The organism is Bacillus sp. NPDC094077 (assembly GCF_050279465.1).
Classification (GTDB): domain Bacteria; phylum Bacillota; class Bacilli; order Bacillales; family Bacillaceae_G; genus Bacillus_A.
The window spans coordinates 1-16,802 of sequence record NZ_JBNNUF010000017.1 but is presented as its reverse complement, the minus strand read 5'-3'; the positions used below and the strand labels follow the sequence as shown (position 1 = coordinate 16,802).

The window sequence follows — 16,802 nt, the reverse complement described above, 5'->3', positions numbered from 1 at the left end:
TTTTTTGTAAAACATGAATGTTCATGTTTGTCTATGCTATTAAATAATTTTTTATATTACTAAGGATGTGAATTGACTTAATGGGATTTTATGCTTTAGTCATTGGTATAATTATACTTTATTTTGTGTCTTCTAAGTGTCTAGGTAAGTTTTTAGATTACGTATTTAAAAAAGCAAACGCCCATTCTCCCATTTTTATAACCATAATAATAATGGTTTTAATAATGATTATACCTGTGATTTGGTTATTTACTAATAATTTTTGGGGTGCATTAATCCTTATATTGTTTGGTCAATACCTACCTTTTGTATTTGGTTTTGGACCGAGTAAAACAAAAGTTAATGCAGATAATATTTCCAAACCGAAGAAAAGGGTTATTATAATTGACCACGTCTCAAAAGATATACCATACTCATCATTATTGGTGCTTTTCATTGTTGCGGCTACCTACATATTTAAAGAAATATTAAAAAACCCTACAACGATACAACTGTTTATATTTTTGTTAATGTTATTAGTGTTAATAAACATTTGGGCATTCTCCCATAATAAAGAGAGTAGGAAGATAAGAAGAGGCAGTGCATATTTTTTTGTTATGATACTGTCCCTCTTTTACAATTATGAAGTACTAGATTTATGGTTAAAGTATGACTTTTCAATAGCATCTGTTAATGCTTTACTTATCTCAATTACTATTTCGGTTTATACAGCCATAGACAATGTTGTTAATTTATTCAGTGAATACATTGATTCTTTAAATAAAGACTAATACTGATGTCAAAAAAGGCTAGGGTACAAGTCAGTCTCTGTGATGCCTTTTTAACAGCAATCCAAAGATTTAAACATGTGAGTGTAATTACTCGACAGTGGAGGTTAGTCCTAGTATCTGTGTAACCACTTTACAGTTTTCAATCACTATTTTATAATTTTTATTGAAACATTATTATAAGAATTGGTTATTGCTAATTGATATAAATATTACATGATTATAAAACTCAGTATTGTCAAGGATTGCCCCAGCAAAAGTAACTCGTTCTGCTCTTCAAAACGCAGCATCTGTTGCAGCAATGTTCTTAACAACTGATGCAGTTGTAGGAATGACTATATGGTAACGGAAATGATGCCTAATAACATTTAACTAGAATTGTAAACCCTATCTTCTTTATTGCAGATAGGGTTTTTTGCTTGTTTGTATATAAATCTTTGGGGATAATTCAGTTAACGACATTAATAATCGTGAAGGCTTGCAATTAACAATCATGATTGCAATTCATAATCTCTTAAAACAATAATAAGCCTTGATATATCAACATTCTTAAACAATCAATTCTTGGTGGTGGATTTACAATTTATAATCTGAATGCCTTTGCTATTTGTGGCCATGGTTCTTCATTTAAACAGTTGAAAATATTGGGATTTAATTACTTTAGAGCGAGCATCTTACCTAGATTTGGTTAGATGCTTTTTTGTGGAGTAGAGTAGATAAAGATAATTAATGAAATATCGATTTTATTAATTAAGAGCAGACAAGGAAGTCTGCTCTTTTTCTATTCAATATAAAATATAAATGATTTAAATAGACTATAAAAAGTTTACTAAATAGTAAGGGAAATTATTGATGCGATAAGACTTATAATTATTTATAACGCTGTTTTATTTTAGGGTTAATCAAAGTATCTTTTGAAAGCATATTTTTTGTATCTTCTTCATTAAAAATAGAACCTAAAGGAATGTATTTGCCGTTAATATTGTTTGTGTATAAGTTTCCTTCCTCATCACAAAATATATAACCATCCACTCTATTGCTATATCTATTTTTTTCTATAATTAAATATGTTTTTGATGTGTTTAAAAATTTTAAGGTTTGTTCAAAATCACTATCTGATATTTTGTATATATCTTCGAATTTCTTTGCAGAAGACAAAGGGAAAAATTGGTATATACTCCAACGTTTTATATTGTTAAGAGTGGTTATATATTCATAAATATCAGGTATAGAATTTATATTCTGTGCAGTTAATATAGTATTAACTTTAATTTCGATATGGTACTTTTCTAATTGCTGTAATGTATGATTAAGTTTTTGAAAAAGGCGGCGAGAATCTCTAAATAGATTATAATCACCACCAATAGCATCTATTGAAACACCTAACAAATCGATATTTTCTTCAATGAATTTAAAGTCAGATTCACTAATACTCAACGTATTAGTATCAACATGAGTAATAAGATGATTTTGATGTGCGATTTTACATGCTTCACGAAAATCCCTTTTACTAAATGAATCTCCACCACCAAATGTAATGATGTTGAATCCTAATTGAATTGCTTGTTCTACTATTGATATAGTTTTATCTTTAATTTTTTTATGATGAAAATCTATATAGCAGAATTTACAGTTTAAATTACAACTTTGATTGTATGTAAGGATTAGTCTTTTCAATTAAACACCTCTAAATCTGCTTCTACATCTGCTATCGATTTGCTATTATTCCAACAGTAATCAAAATGACTTTTCATTGTTTTATAGTTACTACTAGCATTATCGAATTCAATTGCTACGAAATTGTTTTCTAAACGTTCAGAAGTTTTACCTAAATGATAAGGGTCGTATATCATATAATCGTTCGTAAAGAAAAGTGTATTGTAAACTTGGTCAGTAAATCGAATTTCTAAAGTTTCATACTTTGATACAAGAACCTTTAGCTCTTCAAAATTTAGTTTTCTATCCACTCCAGTAGAATTATTTAACTTATTTCGTACAATTTTATTTTCACATTCTGGATGTATTAAAAGTACTTTGAAAGAAGTACTTTTATCTAATTGTTTTTTTACTTCTTTCCAATGTCTATCTGTTGAAGCATCTATATATGAGCGACCTGTTTCAGCTAATAAATACATATAAGAAGCTTTACTAATAGCAATTTGAGTTTTTTCATTTCTCTCTTTTTTCGAATTACGGTCATACATGAAATAAATATTGTTAACGCCATCTTTTTGTAAATTTTCATATAGAGTTTCTACTTTTTTTGCTTTTTTGAGTAAAGGATTGATTCCTTTTACTTTTAAAATAATTTCTAGAATTATAGCGATTATTGCAGTAGCTATGGCACTTTTAAACATAGCCTTTCCTAGAAATATGTTTAAGACTAAAGCAGCTAAAGTAAATAGAATTATTTCTAAAGTAGTATTGATTAAGTAAAATTTTCTAGATTTCTCTTGATTATCCAAAATTAGCACCTCTTATTACATTTTACTTATTATTTTAAAGCAGTATTTAAAATAATTCTATGGTTCTATAAAAATATTAGTTATAACGTAGTAAGGTCTCTGAGCCAAGTTCGTGAATATGTAATACTCCCTAGTTGGGATAATCGATAAATGAATATGAAGCAGAAACTCTTGAAACCCTTGTCGTTCTGAGGTTTGGCATAATGCTACGTGAATCGCAAGTAAATAAACTACGTACGTAGTAACACAAGTACTGGAGTTTCTGGACGCAGATTAAGTCTCTCTTCAACTTATTAGAAAGTATATTCAAGTCACATTCAGTTGTCTTTATGCTGATATAGGGTAAATTTCTAATCCATAGTACCAAGTTATCCAATATAATGAAATTACCATATACAGAATGGTTAAGGACTCCAAGGAGGCTCTTAATGATGAAAGGAAGCGTCAAAAAAGATAACAAAACAGGAAAGTATTTTTATATTGTAGATATTGGTATTGACCCTTTAACAGGTAAAAGAAAGCAAAAGAAGAAGAGGGGATTCATTACTAAAAAAGAAGCGGAAAATGCTTTAACAAAGCTGCTTTCAGAAGTTCATACTGGAACATACGTTGAACCTAGTAAGCTACTTTATGGTGAGTATCTGGAGAGTTGGTTTAATACAAAAAAGCACGGTGTTGGTATCCAAACAGCAAAAGTGCTGAAAGGGTATTTAAACAGTCGTATCATCCCTTCCCTAGGCAATATCAAACTAGCTAAGTTAACATCATTGCATATGCAAAATTACGTAAATTCGCTACGAGACGAAGGTTTAAAGCGAGGAACAAGAGAGAAGATAATAAAACTCATTCGGAACTCTCTTGAACATGCAATAGATTTGGAGTTAATCACCAAAAATGTAGCAGCTAAAACCAAGCTCCCTAAAGATGATAAGGAAGAGCTAACTGTATGGAATGAACAGGAAGTGCAATTGTTCTTAAAAGCTGCGCAGGATAGCAGGTATTCTATTGTCTTTCATTTAGGTCTTGTAACTGGAATGAGACAGGGGGAATTACTAGGTTTGCGGTGGAAAGATGTTGATTTAGAAAAGGGACATTTAGTCATTAGTCAAACGCTAAGTCATGATGGGAAAACGTTCTTGCTTGGAGGTAAGACGAAGGCAAGTTTAAGGAAGATACTACTACCTGCATCAACAGTAGCAAAGCTAAAGAAGCATAGAGCAGTCGTATTGAAAGAGAAGCTGAGTCAAGGTGAGGAATACAATGACAACGACTTGGTAATGTGTACTCCTTCTGGAACGCCAATCAATCCTGCTAACGTTAGACGAAGTTTAAACGCTTTGATTCAGAAAGCAGCCGTTCCAAAGATTCGATTCCATGATTTACGTCATACACATGCGACTTTGCTATTAGCTAAAGGTGTGAATGTGAAGGTGATTTCTGAACGGTTAGGACACAGTAATATCAAAATCACATTAGATACTTATTCACATGTACTGTCAACGATGCAAGAGGATGCAGTTAATAAAATAGAAGAGATTTTATAGGTAATGTGACCAATTCTGTGACCACTGGTGTTATAGTATACGAGTTTAAACAAATAAAAACCGCATCAAACGTTAATTTGACACGGTTTCTAACTGTATGACCCCGGAGAGGCTCGAACTCACGACCTCCACCCTGTCAAGGTGGCGCTCTCATAGCTAAGTTATGGGAAGTAACTACTTTTCAGTCTTCAAACCTAATCCACAAAATCTATTAATCCTCACCCAATTACTTCCTTCTTTTTTTTTATATTCTATAATTAATCTATAAAATTAAATGGGGGTAATTTCCAAGATGAAGCTTCAAATCCTGACCCAAAAAGCTACTCAATTTGAACCCAATATTTCATTACTTGCTGAAAAAGAATCGGGGCGCCAAGAATTCGTAAAACGTTTTCCGTTAGAATCCTTAAGAAATCTAACCATAGAAGGATATGCCAATACTAAAACGAAAGATTGTTTCAATTACTGGCTCGAGCGAAAAAATATTTTAGGCGGCATTGGCGGAGCCAATTCTGCTAAATTCGGTATTTATCTAGCTAAAACTGGTGAGTACTGTAAAAGTTACGGTAAACAAAAATTGGTATTAAAAGATGAACAGTTACAAGAAGAATTTAGAGTCCTAAAAGAAGGAATTTGTGAGGCAATACGAATTGCAAAGGAAGGCCGTATCTCTGAAATTCTTAAATTGAATTTACCAATTTATAATATGGTGCTGCTAAAAATTTTAAATATTTATGTTCCAGAGAAGTTTTTTAATATTTATTCACCACCAATTTTGATTGAGCTTGGAAAGGAATTACATATAAAAGATGAATTGCTTACCCCTCAGAATGCAATTGAGTTGAATTATGCAGTGTTGCATGCTATTAAGAAAGAAAATGTTTTTTTAGATTGGTCTAATGAAAAAATTTCACGATTTATCTGGGAGACATTTTCAGAACGAGATAAAGCGCGTGATAAGAATTCAAGCTATTGGCTAGCTGGACATACATATGGAAAAGATCGTTCCATTCAAGATTTTTTATTGAAAAACAATTGCATAGCAATAGGCTTTTTACATGAGGATTTATCATCTCTTTTAGAAGAAGAAAATATTGAAGATATCATAGATGAGAAGGAAGAAACATCAGCAGGGCAAAAAGCATTAAAGCAATTTTTAAAAATGAAAGAAGGGGACCTAGTTGCTTTAAAAACATCATTTACTCGTAAGGTTGATGGGAAGACAAGATCAGTGTTACGAGTTAGTGCTGTTGGAAAAATTACCAAAGATACTATTGATGGTTATGAATTCTCTGAAGAGTACGGACATCAACTTCCTATTGATTGGATTAATACTGAAGAGAGAGAGTTCATAGGTTACGGAGGATATCGTAGTACATTAAATGAAGTGAAAAATAAGAATGTAATCAACCTAGTATTTATGCAGGGAAATGAAATAAGTAATACGTCTCAAGAATCTAGTGAAGTATTAGATACAGATCCAAGAAACTATGTATTTTTTGGTCCACCTGGAACAGGGAAAACATATCAAATTGTTGAACGTGCTCTTGAATTAATCGATAAAAGAACATATGAGGAACTGAAAGCAGATGGCCGAGAAGCATTACAGCAAGAGTTTTCACGTTTAACAAAAGAAGGGAACATTCATCTCGTGACGTTCCATCAGTCCTATGGGTATGAAGATTTTATAGAAGGATTGAAATCTGATGGGAAAGGAAACTTTGTGCCAACAGATGGTATTTTGAAAAAAGCAGCGCTTGAAGCTATGTATGAAGGAATTCAAAGTATAAGTCAGGATTTTTCTAATGAAGTTCGTTTTGAGCAACTTTATGATTACCTGGTTGAAAATGGCTTGAAGAATAATATTCAATTTGAATCAAAAACAGGAACGACAAGTTTCATTTCATACATTTCAGAGCAAAATAATATCGTTGTAACGAGTGAAGATGTAAAAACTAGTTCAATAATTTCAAAGAATCGTTTACTAAACTTGTATCGCTATGTTCAGGAGCATGATATTGATTGGAAGAATAATATCATGTTTGTTCGTGAGGCGATTGGTGGCTGTAATCAGACGAGATATTGGTCTGTACTAAATTGGATATTAGAAAAAATGGAAGATACAGTAGAAGACGAAGAAAAAATTGAAGTTGAAGGAGAAGAGAAAAAGGCAATTATTCAAAAGGCATTGCTGGAAAACGGTTCCTTTGATTATTCGAATGCGAAAAAACATGTTGTAATTATTGATGAAATGAACCGAGGTAATATTTCTAAGATTTTTGGTGAACTGTTAACGTTACTGGAAGAGGATAAGCGTTTAACAGAAAGTAATGAATTGATTGTTGAACTACCTTATTCAAAAGAGAAGTTTACGTTACCTCCCAATCTATATGTAATTGGGACAATGAATACGGCTGACCGCTCCATAGCTTTGCTTGATACAGCGTTACGTCGCCGCTTTGTGTTTGAAGAAATCATGCCAAATACTGATCTTCTTGAATCGATTGGTGATGAAATTGATCTCTCTGAAATGCTTTCTGTTATTAATAAGCGGATTGAAGTGCTGTATGATCGCGATCATATGATTGGGCATGCGTATTTTATAAATGCGAAAACAAATAGTGAAGTTATAGCTATTTTTCAAACGAAAATCATTCCACTTTTACAAGAGTATTTTTATGATGATTGGGAAAAGATCGGTCTTGTTTTGGGTGGAATTGGGAGTTCAAAGGAAGATCAATATATAGTTTATAAAGAAGAAGTTAATGTAAATGAACTGTTTAAACAAAAGCCGTCTATTTATATTCCTGCACTGTACCGAGTAAAACGAAAATTAACAGCGCAAGAGCTAATAGCGATTTATGAATAAGACAATTACAGTGCATGAGGCGTATGACTGGATTACAGAAAGTGAAGTTACGGCAGAACAATTTGATGAGCTTATACGGTATATTGAAGAAAAATATCCAAATGAACAGGTGATTGATCAAAAGTATAAACGACTTCGCTTTATTAATTATGTTGGCGTGATACAATGTTCAGATGAGAGATACGAAATAATTCCAAAAATAAAACTCACACTTATTGACGATCGAAAGGCATTGCTAGGAATGCTTTCAATTACAGGCTTTTTGCCGGTTTCATTTTATGAGGAAGTACTAAATGGTGAAGATAGGGGGGGAACTGCTTACGGCATTTCTTGCTACATTTCTTATCCGTTTGCTGAATGAACTCAGACAAGGGACTTATAAAACATACGAACGTCATGAAGAAAATTTAAATACACTGCGTGGCAAACTCGAGCTTAGTAAACACATTTATAAGAATGTATTTCAAAAAACAAAAGCATATTGTGCCTTTGATGAGTATACGGAAAATAACTCTTTAAATCAGCTCTTTAAATGCGCATTGCTCATTATAAAAAAGCATACAAAAATACATACTTTAAAGCTTTATCTTGAGCGTTGTTTAGGCTACTTAGAACCAGTGGATGTAGTACATTTTACAGAAAAGGAATTAAAAATCATTACATTTAATCGACAGAATGAACGTTTTCGTCATGCTGCTTTATTTGCTAAGCTAATTGTTGAGCGGGCAACGATTTATAGTAAAGGGCAAGGAGCATCATCGTTCTCTTTCTTATTTCAAATGAATATGTTGTTCGAAAAATATATTGAAGTAGCCCTACAAGAAGCTATTGGTAATAATAAAATAATCAGTCAGCATGCAGAGAAGAGGCTATTACGTAACAAGAAGAGTGGACGCCAGAATATTTTATTAAAACCAGATTTTGTGATTGATAATATGATAATCATGGATATGAAGTGGAAAAGTGCAACAAATAGTGGAAGAAGTAGTTATGTACAGAGTGACATTTATCAAATGTATGCGTATGTAACTGCTTATAAGGAAGTTCAAAGGTGTATATTGCTGTACCCGAAACAAGAAATAGAAGCTGATCATCCTGTGTGGGAAGTTATCGATACTGAAAAAACTATCGAAATGTGCACGATAAGAATTGATGAATTTTCCGAGGCTGTGCGAGAATTAAAAGAAATTCTACAAAAATAAGTTAAATAATTTTGTAAAGACACTCAATTTAATTTGGGTGTCTTTATTTTAGAAATCAAATCTCTTTTAAAAGGGTATGAATATTTAGTTTATTTAAATTGAAATAAAAATGAACTTATTATATAATAAGTTCAAGAAATTTTTTCCTTTTTAATCATTCCTAAATAACCACAAACCTTTCGGGTTTACGATTCATTACAAGGAAGTGTATAACGCATATACGCTAATTTGTAATACGAATGTATTCCTGGGAGGTTTTTTTGCGTTGTAGGAATAGGGCAAGTAATGAACTAACAAGGATGTGATAGATTATCTTAAATTTTTAAGAAATGTAGTAAGGAAGTAAGAATTTTGAATTTCAAAATACAAAAGAAGGTGAAAAAAGATGAGAGGAGAAGTCTCGTCTTTTTTATTTCGAAAGGAGAAGGACATGGGTAAGAAAATTATGGTTCAATCTGTAAAGTTGGTAAAAGACAGTAATCGTATTTACGATATTGAGAAAAAGAAAATTACTTGTCCAGCGGATGCTGTACGCTTTGCACAGATTATATTTGATATAGAATCAAGACCAAATGAAATTTTTGGTGTGTTTAACTTAAATACCAAGAATGAAATTATTGGGTGTAGCATTGTGTTCGAAGGAACTGTTGATTCATCGTTAGTCCATCCAAGGGAAACTTTCCGCACGGCAATATTAAACAATGCATCTTCAATTGTATGTTTTCATAACCATCCTTCAGGACATAGTATGGAGTCTCATGAAGATGTTGAAGTAACTAAGAGATTAAAGGAGTGTGGAAACATTATTGGTATACCTCTTTTAGATCATGTAATCATTGGAGATAACAGCTATGTAAGTTTATTGAAAAAGGGGATTATCTAAGCAATAAGCCAACTATTTTTAAGGGCGTGTATGGAGGAATAGGAAGATTCTAGAGCGTTTATTCGCATAGATCTTCTTATTTTTTTATTTATAAATGTATTCATAATATGTGATTCGTGGAAATGGTCAGATTAAAAGGTCAGAAATATAGGATAAGAAAAAAGGATCTATGCCTAATAAACTAACAAGATAGCTCTAACCTAAAGCGAGCAAAATTAGCTTAAAGGCTTTTGATATGAAGGGAAAAGAAGCAGCGAGCTGCTCAAGTGATAGAAAAGTAGTAGAAGAAAACCAAATAGCATTCAACGAGCAAACTTTGGAGTTAATAAACCATTTGTGGCTGAAGGGATTAATGCGGGGATTGAAGATTTGAATGCACAACTTGTTCTTAAGGCAATGGAAATAGCTTTAGAAAAGAATGCGCCTAAGGTGAACGTAAACGTTTAGAACCAATATTAGCTAAATATCGAAAAGAAGCTTAAGTCAAATGGAAGTAGATTATATTATGCGAGAGAAATTTAATCATGGGTGGAGTATCCAATAGATTAATGATTTTCGAAAGGTGTGGAAATTTGGTATTTCTGTAGGGAACATTTTGAAAATATTTAAACGGGACCCCCAGTAAGCAATTTTACTAGTCTATGATCAAGCTGAAAAACAAAAAGTAAGGGTTTGGAGTGATTATGATGCCTGAGCAACTAACAATATTTGATTTTGAAAAGGCTTATATTAAGAGATTCAATTTGCATTTTTAGCTTTAGACACATAAAAAGCTTCATCAAATTCCAAAGTTGAGGGAGTGATTGTATTGAAGGTGTGGCAATCTGTCGAAGAGCTACATAATCATGCCAAACAAATAATTGGCAGGCAGATGAAAAATTTGATAAAACCCGAATCAACGCAAAAATATTTTGATAATCCCAAAAATAAATTATCTACTATGGATTTTGAAAAGATTGGTTTATAAATAGGAAGTTTTGAATGTTCGTTTACTGCCGCTTTTTGTTTGAAAGGTTTATACATTTAGTTGGTTGACTAATGTATCAATTCTTCATATTTTTAAAAACCATTTATTTCTTCATGTAAATCCCATATTAGTATATCTAAGCACATAGCATACCGTAACTTTATAAATATTTTTCTATTAATTCAGAAAAGTATTTATAAAGTTTAAATAAAGAATTTTTTGAATATTTTATATTTACAAACAGTTTAGTGTGGAATATTATAACAACATAAGCTTTTTAGTACATGAAAAGGAGTTGATAATCATGGAAAAAGTTAAAGTTAAAGTTAACATTAAAGCTGAAGAATTAACATCTTCACTTGGCGAGCCACGTGCTTAATCCAAGTGTGGAAATTATGACAACATAAGTTTTTTAATCCATGAAAAGGAGTTGATAACCATGGAAAAAGTTAAAGTTAAAGTTAACATTAAAGCTGAAGAATTAACATCTTCACTTGGCGAGCCACGCGCTTAATCCAAGTGTGGAAATTATGACAACATAAGTTTTTTAATCCATGAAAAGGAGTTGATAACCATGGAAAAAGTTAAAGTTAAAGTTAACATTAAAGCTGAAGAATTAACATCTTCACTTGGCGAGCCACGCGCTTAATCCAAGTGTGGAAATTATGACAACATAAGTTTTTTAATCCATGAAAAGGAGTTGATAACCATGGAAAAAGTTAAAGTTAACATTAAGGCTGAAGAATTAACATCTTCACTTGGTGAGCCACGCGCTTAATCCAAGTGTGGAAATTATGACAACATAAGTTTTTTAATCCATGAAAAGGAGTTGATAATCATGGAAAAAGTTAAAGTTAAAGTTAACATTAAAGCTGAAGAGTTAACATCTTCACTTGGCGAGCCACGTGCTTAATCTAAGTGTTGTATATTATTACAATTTAGGTTTTATTACATAACAAGGAGTTGATAATCATGGAAAAAGTTAAAGTTAAAGTTAACATTAAAGCTGAAGAATTAACATCTTCACTTGGCGAGCCACGCTATTAATTCAAAGTAGTAATTGGGCCTATTTACATTAGGCCCCTTTACTGATTTTTTGATTCAAAGTATGAATAATATTTAGTTTGTATATTATATAGATTTTCAATATTCTATTTTAGAGAGGTTACTATAATGAAAAAACAAATTGAATTCCCTATAGTATCATCGTCGATTGAGCCTATAAAACTGTCGAATGGAGATATATTTCTAAACAGTCATATGGGGCGTCATATGAGAATTGAAAAAGCAGAATCTATACTTGAATGTTTACTTGAAAAATGTGATGGCACTAAAAATATAAAGCAAATTGTTAATGAATTAAGATTGGAAAATTATGATATAACAGAAGTAGAAATTGAGGAAATATTAGAGACATTTTCTGAAAATGGAATTGTAGTTGAATGTAATAAAAGAAAGGTTCCAGAATGGCTTTCTAATGAACAATATGATCGGTATTTTACTTTAATTGATTTGTTTGAAAATTTTCCGGATTTAAAAAATAATCCCTGGGAAGCTTTTGAAAAAATTAGAAATGCCAAAGTTGGAATTATAGGCATGGGAGGAACAGGTAGCTTATTAGCAATGATGCTTGGAGCTACTGGTGTTGGTTATCTTAAATTAATGGATGGAGATAAAATTGAATCCTCTAATTTAGTTAGGCAGATTTTTTATGATGAAAATCAAATTGGTGAATTTAAAGCCGAAATTATTAAAAAAAGAATAAATTCATTTAATAGAGATGTTAATGTGGAATGTATTAATAGTTATGTTGAAAATTTAGAAGATGTTTATTCGTTTGCTGATGGTCTTGATTTTATTTTTGTAGAAGCTGATGAACCAAGATTTATATTGAATAGGTGGGTAAATGAAGCGTGTATAAAGTTAAAAATTCCTTATATAGGAAGCTTTGCTCAACAGATTGGTCCATTATTTATACCAGAAGAAACAGCTTGTTTTACATGCTATGAAGAATATATAAGACAAAATTTAGACAAAAGTGATTATGAGGATTTAATTATTGGGATGCAAAAGAAACGAGGAAGAAAGTATCCTTCTGTTGTTTCAGGAATTACATTATCATCACATTATCAGTTTTTAGAATGGTTTTCTTGGTTAACAGGTACATATGAGCCTTTAACTAAAAATAAAGTTTTAACTTTTAAAACAGGTGATATTGTAAGAACAGAGGATGTGTTGAAAAATGAATTATGTGAATCGTGTTCTATATAATTTATTAATCTAATATTTGATAGGAGATGTTTAATTAATGGAAAGAATAGAAGACATATTTACTATTACTCTAGAGGAATCTAAGTTGAAATATGAAGCAAATGAATTTTTATTAGCCCTTTTAGATACATATAAAGAATTATTAAGTAAGCATGAAATAGATTTTTCAGATGAGTTAAAATACCATCCATCTATGGCTTGGTCAATTTATCGTGATCCTGACAATGTTGAGCTTTTAAAAGAAAATCTTGCTATCTCAGAACAAGATAAGTCATGGTTTAATTCTATAAATGATAATGATTGGGTTAGTCGTTCACTTGATATTTTATCTGAAAGTAATTCAAAAGATTTAAATAGAGAAATTGTATTGAAAATGAATGTTCCAACTACAGAAGAATGTGAATTAATTAATAGAGCTTTAAGTATTATTGAAGAGGCTTGGCCAGAAGCTTATAAACAAATAAAATTATTATCAAAAAAGATTGTTTTGATTGATTCTAATGGTGATAATTTTACTTCGGCTACTGGAGCATATTCATTTGGGGCAATATTTTTGAAAAATAAACCAGGTTGGAATGCTATGAATTTTGTTGATGTTTTAATACATGAAAGTGGACATCAAGCATTAATGGTTAAACAAACATTTGGAAGAATGATTGAAAATTTAACTAAAAAAGCAGATTCTCCTTTAAGAGAAGATAAACGTTGGTTAAATGGTACGTTACATGCTACATATGTGTTATGGAGAGTTTTAAAAGTATTTTCTAAAATAAAAGAATCTGAAGTTGTTTTATCTGAAGAGGAAAAAATAACAATGGATAACTTGGAAAAAGAATTTATTTTGAGATTGGAAAAAGGTGTGGAGATTTTAGAAAACGAAGCTGAGTTTTCTAATTTAGGGAAAATCTTTTTTGATGAAATTAAACAAGAATTGAGCGAGTTTTTATTAATTTATTCTTAAGGAGAGTTTATGAATTTATTTAAGTATTTGAAGCAAACGTTTCATTTTCCCGGTTTTCAAAGTTTTTTATATTCCGGTTTCTTAACAAGTATTGCGAATTGGAATTATGTAGTTGCAATGACCGCTTTGATTTATCAGCAATTTGGAACTACAGGAGTTGCGATATTTGGTCTTACAAGACAAATTCCATATATACTTTTTTCACCCATATCTGGTTATATAATTGATAGATTTCCGAGGAAAAAAATAATTATTTTTATAAATCTTTTAAATGTACTATCTATGACAATGCTTATTATATTTTCTTTCTTAAAAATTAATTCTTTATATGTGTTTCTTCTAGTTTCCTTAATTCAGGTGTTTGTAGGAACTATAGATTACCCTATTAGATTGACAATTGGTAAAAAATTAGTTGATAAGGATTCATTATTAGCAATGAATACACTTACGACTTCATTAGGTACAATTTCTCTTATGATAGCTCCTATTATTGGAGGCGTATTGGTTGGTTTAAACGATTTATTTTGGGCGTTTTTAATTAATGTTCTAGTATATTTAATTTGTTTAGTTTTAGTGTGTTTTATACCAAAATCTATCAATCAAAATTTTGATGGATTGTTGCAAACTGAACAAAAGGTTAAAATTTCAGATTCTCTAAATAATATTGTAGAGGGATTTAAATTTATTTTATTCAATAAAAAGATTTTTTCTGTCTCTATTATTTTATGCTTTATTCATATAGTTGTTGGATCAGTCTTTGTTTTTGTTCCATATCTTGCTGATATCACTGGACAAGCAGGTTCAGGTACGGGATATTATTTAGCGATTAATGGATTAGGTTGTGTTATCGGAACTTTATTAGGTGGACACTTTGGTAAGAAAAATCTTACTTTTATAATTTGGATAAGCGTATTAGGTTCTTTTATTGCTTGTATTATTTGTGGTGGAATAAATCATGTTTTCGTGGCATATTTAGCAGTTTTATTTATAGGTATTTTTACTATGTTGCCGGAAGCACCTATTATGACTATTATTCAGGAAGAAACTCCTGACAATGCTTCGGGAAGAGTATTTGCAGCTATTGATGTTTTAATTATAGGTGGTATGGGAATAGGTTCATTTTTAGTTGGTTGGTTATTTGCTAATACAACATTTATGTTTACTTTGTTTGTTATTGGTATTTTGCCAGTTATTGTTTCACTACTTATGAATAAATTTTTATATGTTAAAAACGATCAAGTAAATAATAGCTCTATTACAGAAGCATGATTTTGTAAGTAATAATATTTTTTATATTTAAGTGTATACCCTAAAAAATTAATGATTGCTATGGGTAATAAAATTAATAATGAACATAAAAACCTTTAGGACTTTCTAAAAGTTTTTATGTTCATTAATTTTTTAAATGCGATATAAAAATTTTGATTAGTCGGTGAAATAAACCGTATTAAGGGTGGATAAAATTGACCCTAATGTTTAGAAATATAATAATTATCAGTTTAATGAAGAAAATAAATTAAATAATCAAATTTTCGGAACCTAAACCTGTTTTATATATCTATTGATAATATTATGGATTTTAAGAAAGAGTAAATCAAGATATATAAGTACTATGATTATTGTTAAATATGATATTAGAGGAGCGATATAATGAATATTAGCCTTGAATTTACTGATAAATCAGAACATTATGTTCAAAAATTATTTGAACAGCAAGTGATTCAGAATCCGAATTCTGTCGCGTTGGTATATAAAGAACAAAGGTTAACCTATAAGGAATTAAATGAAAAAGTAAATCAATTAGCTTTTTATCTACAGAAACGAAACGTAGGACCTGAAAGTATGGTAGGGGTTTATATAGAACGTTCTTTAGAGATGATTGTAAGTATATTAGGAATAATAAAAGCTGGTGGTGCATATGTCCCACTAGATCCCGCATATCCAACAAAGAGACTTGAATATATCTTGAAAGATGCCAATATACAAGTATTGCTAACCAAAAGCCATTCAACACAGTGGATACCTAAAGAAATAGACTGTATTGATATAAAAGAACATGAAATGAATATTTCGAAAGAAAAAAGTATAAATCCTACAATTGAAGTTAAACTAGATAATTTGGCATATGTAATCTATACATCTGGATCTACAGGAAAACCCAAAGGGGTATTAATTGAACAAAAGAGCTTATATAATTTTATTATTTCTAGTATTAATTTAACAAAAATGAATGCAGACAGTAAAACTATTCAATTTGCTTCATTATCATTTGATGCTTCAGTATTTGAGATATTTGCCAGCCTAGTTTCAGGTGGAACCTTATATGTATGTAGTCAACACGATATTATGCCAGTTGAACCACTTACTCAGTTCTTGCAAAAAAATAAAATTACACATGCACTTTTACCACCTACGGTACTTAATTTGTTAGATGAATCTGTATTTAAAGATTTACAGGTTGTGACTTCTGCGGGATCAGCCTGTAGTGAAAAAGTTGCAAAACGCTGGATGCAAAATCACCTTTTTATTAATGCGTATGGTCCAACAGAAACCACAGTTTATACTGTCGCGGGAATATATAAAGGAGATGGAGCACCTCCTATTGGTCGGCCCATGCCAAATGTAGAGGCATATGTATTAAATAAAGATCATAAGCGTGTCCCTATTGGAACAGTGGGTGAACTTTATATAGGCGGTATCGCATTAGCACGAGGATATTTGAATCAACCTGAATTAACAGAGGCATCATTTATCCCACACCCATTCAAGAATAGTTCAAATGATAGATTATATAGGACAGGTGATTTAGTTAAATATTTACCTGATGGAAATATAGAATATATAGGAAGAGCTGATAAACAAGTTAAGATTAG

13 protein-coding genes and 2 pseudogenes are annotated in these 16,802 nt (G+C 30.9%); 13 read left to right on the top strand and 2 right to left on the bottom strand.

Annotation, left to right across the window (positions count from 1 at the left end):
- Window positions 1–80 precede the first annotated feature (80 nt).
- Entirely contained in the window at window positions 81–770 is a 690-nt protein-coding gene (locus tag ACQKNR_RS25255; protein WP_427321674.1) for a hypothetical protein, read from the top strand.
- Between the two features lie 241 nt (window positions 771–1,011).
- A pseudogene (locus ACQKNR_RS25250) lies at window positions 1,012–1,113 on the top strand (hypothetical protein); the annotation flags it as partial.
- Between the two features lie 524 nt (window positions 1,114–1,637).
- On the opposite strand, the gene ACQKNR_RS25245 reads toward ACQKNR_RS25250, so the two are convergent.
- Both ACQKNR_RS25245 and ACQKNR_RS25240 read right to left on the bottom strand, forming a co-directional pair.
- Entirely contained in the window at window positions 1,638–2,444 is an 807-nt protein-coding gene (locus ACQKNR_RS25245; protein WP_427321672.1) for a radical SAM protein, read from the bottom strand.
- Window positions 2,441–3,232: a hypothetical protein gene (locus tag ACQKNR_RS25240; RefSeq protein ID WP_427321670.1), complete on the bottom strand. Its 792-nt coding sequence runs from the start codon at window positions 3,230–3,232 to the stop codon at window positions 2,441–2,443. Before ACQKNR_RS25240 ends, ACQKNR_RS25245 begins: the two co-directional genes overlap by 4 nt.
- A gap of 431 nt (window positions 3,233–3,663) precedes the next feature.
- On the opposite strand from ACQKNR_RS25240, the gene ACQKNR_RS25235 reads away from it, so the two are divergent.
- The 11 genes and pseudogenes from ACQKNR_RS25235 to ACQKNR_RS25185 form a co-directional block, all read left to right on the top strand.
- Entirely contained in the window at window positions 3,664–4,776 is a 1,113-nt protein-coding gene (locus tag ACQKNR_RS25235; protein WP_427321749.1) for a tyrosine-type recombinase/integrase, read from the top strand.
- A 292-nt stretch (window positions 4,777–5,068) separates the two neighbouring features.
- A complete protein-coding gene (locus tag ACQKNR_RS25230) occupies window positions 5,069–7,645 on the top strand; it encodes an McrB family protein (protein WP_427321668.1) in 2,577 nt (858 codons plus the stop codon).
- Window positions 7,638–8,006 carry a hypothetical protein gene (locus ACQKNR_RS25225; protein ID WP_427321666.1) on the top strand — a complete coding sequence of 123 codons (369 nt, stop codon included), beginning with the start codon at window positions 7,638–7,640 and terminating at the stop codon, window positions 8,004–8,006. The genes ACQKNR_RS25230 and ACQKNR_RS25225 overlap by 8 nt, the downstream gene beginning before the upstream one ends.
- Window positions 7,939–8,847, top strand: coding sequence for an McrC family protein (locus ACQKNR_RS25220; RefSeq protein ID WP_427321664.1), 909 nt, complete (start codon window positions 7,939–7,941; stop codon window positions 8,845–8,847). Before ACQKNR_RS25225 ends, ACQKNR_RS25220 begins: the two co-directional genes overlap by 68 nt.
- A gap of 430 nt (window positions 8,848–9,277) precedes the next feature.
- Entirely contained in the window at window positions 9,278–9,730 is a 453-nt protein-coding gene (locus ACQKNR_RS25215) for a JAB domain-containing protein (protein WP_061530361.1), read from the top strand.
- 244 nt (window positions 9,731–9,974) lie between these two features.
- Window positions 9,975–10,165: pseudogene (locus tag ACQKNR_RS25210) on the top strand (DnaD domain-containing protein); the annotation flags it as partial.
- A gap of 373 nt (window positions 10,166–10,538) precedes the next feature.
- A complete protein-coding gene (locus tag ACQKNR_RS25205; RefSeq protein ID WP_427321662.1) occupies window positions 10,539–10,697 on the top strand; it encodes a hypothetical protein in 159 nt (52 codons plus the stop codon).
- 1,173 nt (window positions 10,698–11,870) lie between these two features.
- Window positions 11,871–12,968: a ThiF family adenylyltransferase gene (locus ACQKNR_RS25200; RefSeq protein WP_098215793.1), complete on the top strand. Its 1,098-nt coding sequence runs from the start codon at window positions 11,871–11,873 to the stop codon at window positions 12,966–12,968.
- A gap of 37 nt (window positions 12,969–13,005) precedes the next feature.
- Window positions 13,006–13,929 (top strand): aKG-HExxH-type peptide beta-hydroxylase, encoded by a 924-nt coding sequence (locus ACQKNR_RS25195; RefSeq protein ID WP_427321660.1) that lies wholly within the window; start codon window positions 13,006–13,008, stop codon window positions 13,927–13,929.
- Window positions 13,930–13,938: 9 nt separating this feature from the next.
- Window positions 13,939–15,198 carry an MFS transporter gene (locus ACQKNR_RS25190; RefSeq protein ID WP_427321658.1) on the top strand — a complete coding sequence of 420 codons (1,260 nt, stop codon included), beginning with the start codon at window positions 13,939–13,941 and terminating at the stop codon, window positions 15,196–15,198.
- A 381-nt stretch (window positions 15,199–15,579) separates the two neighbouring features.
- On the top strand, window positions 15,580–16,802 hold a 1,223-nt coding region (locus tag ACQKNR_RS25185; protein ID WP_427321656.1), incomplete at its 3' end, for a non-ribosomal peptide synthetase.

Coding starts and splice junctions, on each gene's coding strand:
- ACQKNR_RS25230 (WP_427321668.1), top strand. CDS start 5,069: ATGAAGCTTCAAATCCTGACCCAAAAAGCTACTCAATTTGAACCCAAT.
- ACQKNR_RS25215 (WP_061530361.1), top strand. CDS start 9,278: ATGGGTAAGAAAATTATGGTTCAATCTGTAAAGTTGGTAAAAGACAGT.
- ACQKNR_RS25195 (WP_427321660.1), top strand. CDS start 13,006: ATGGAAAGAATAGAAGACATATTTACTATTACTCTAGAGGAATCTAAG.
- ACQKNR_RS25190 (WP_427321658.1), top strand. CDS start 13,939: ATGAATTTATTTAAGTATTTGAAGCAAACGTTTCATTTTCCCGGTTTT.
- ACQKNR_RS25225 (WP_427321666.1), top strand. CDS start 7,638: ATGAATAAGACAATTACAGTGCATGAGGCGTATGACTGGATTACAGAA.
- ACQKNR_RS25255 (WP_427321674.1), top strand. CDS start 81: ATGGGATTTTATGCTTTAGTCATTGGTATAATTATACTTTATTTTGTG.
- ACQKNR_RS25220 (WP_427321664.1), top strand. CDS start 7,939: ATGGTGAAGATAGGGGGGGAACTGCTTACGGCATTTCTTGCTACATTT.
- ACQKNR_RS25200 (WP_098215793.1), top strand. CDS start 11,871: ATGAAAAAACAAATTGAATTCCCTATAGTATCATCGTCGATTGAGCCT.
- ACQKNR_RS25235 (WP_427321749.1), top strand. CDS start 3,664: ATGAAAGGAAGCGTCAAAAAAGATAACAAAACAGGAAAGTATTTTTAT.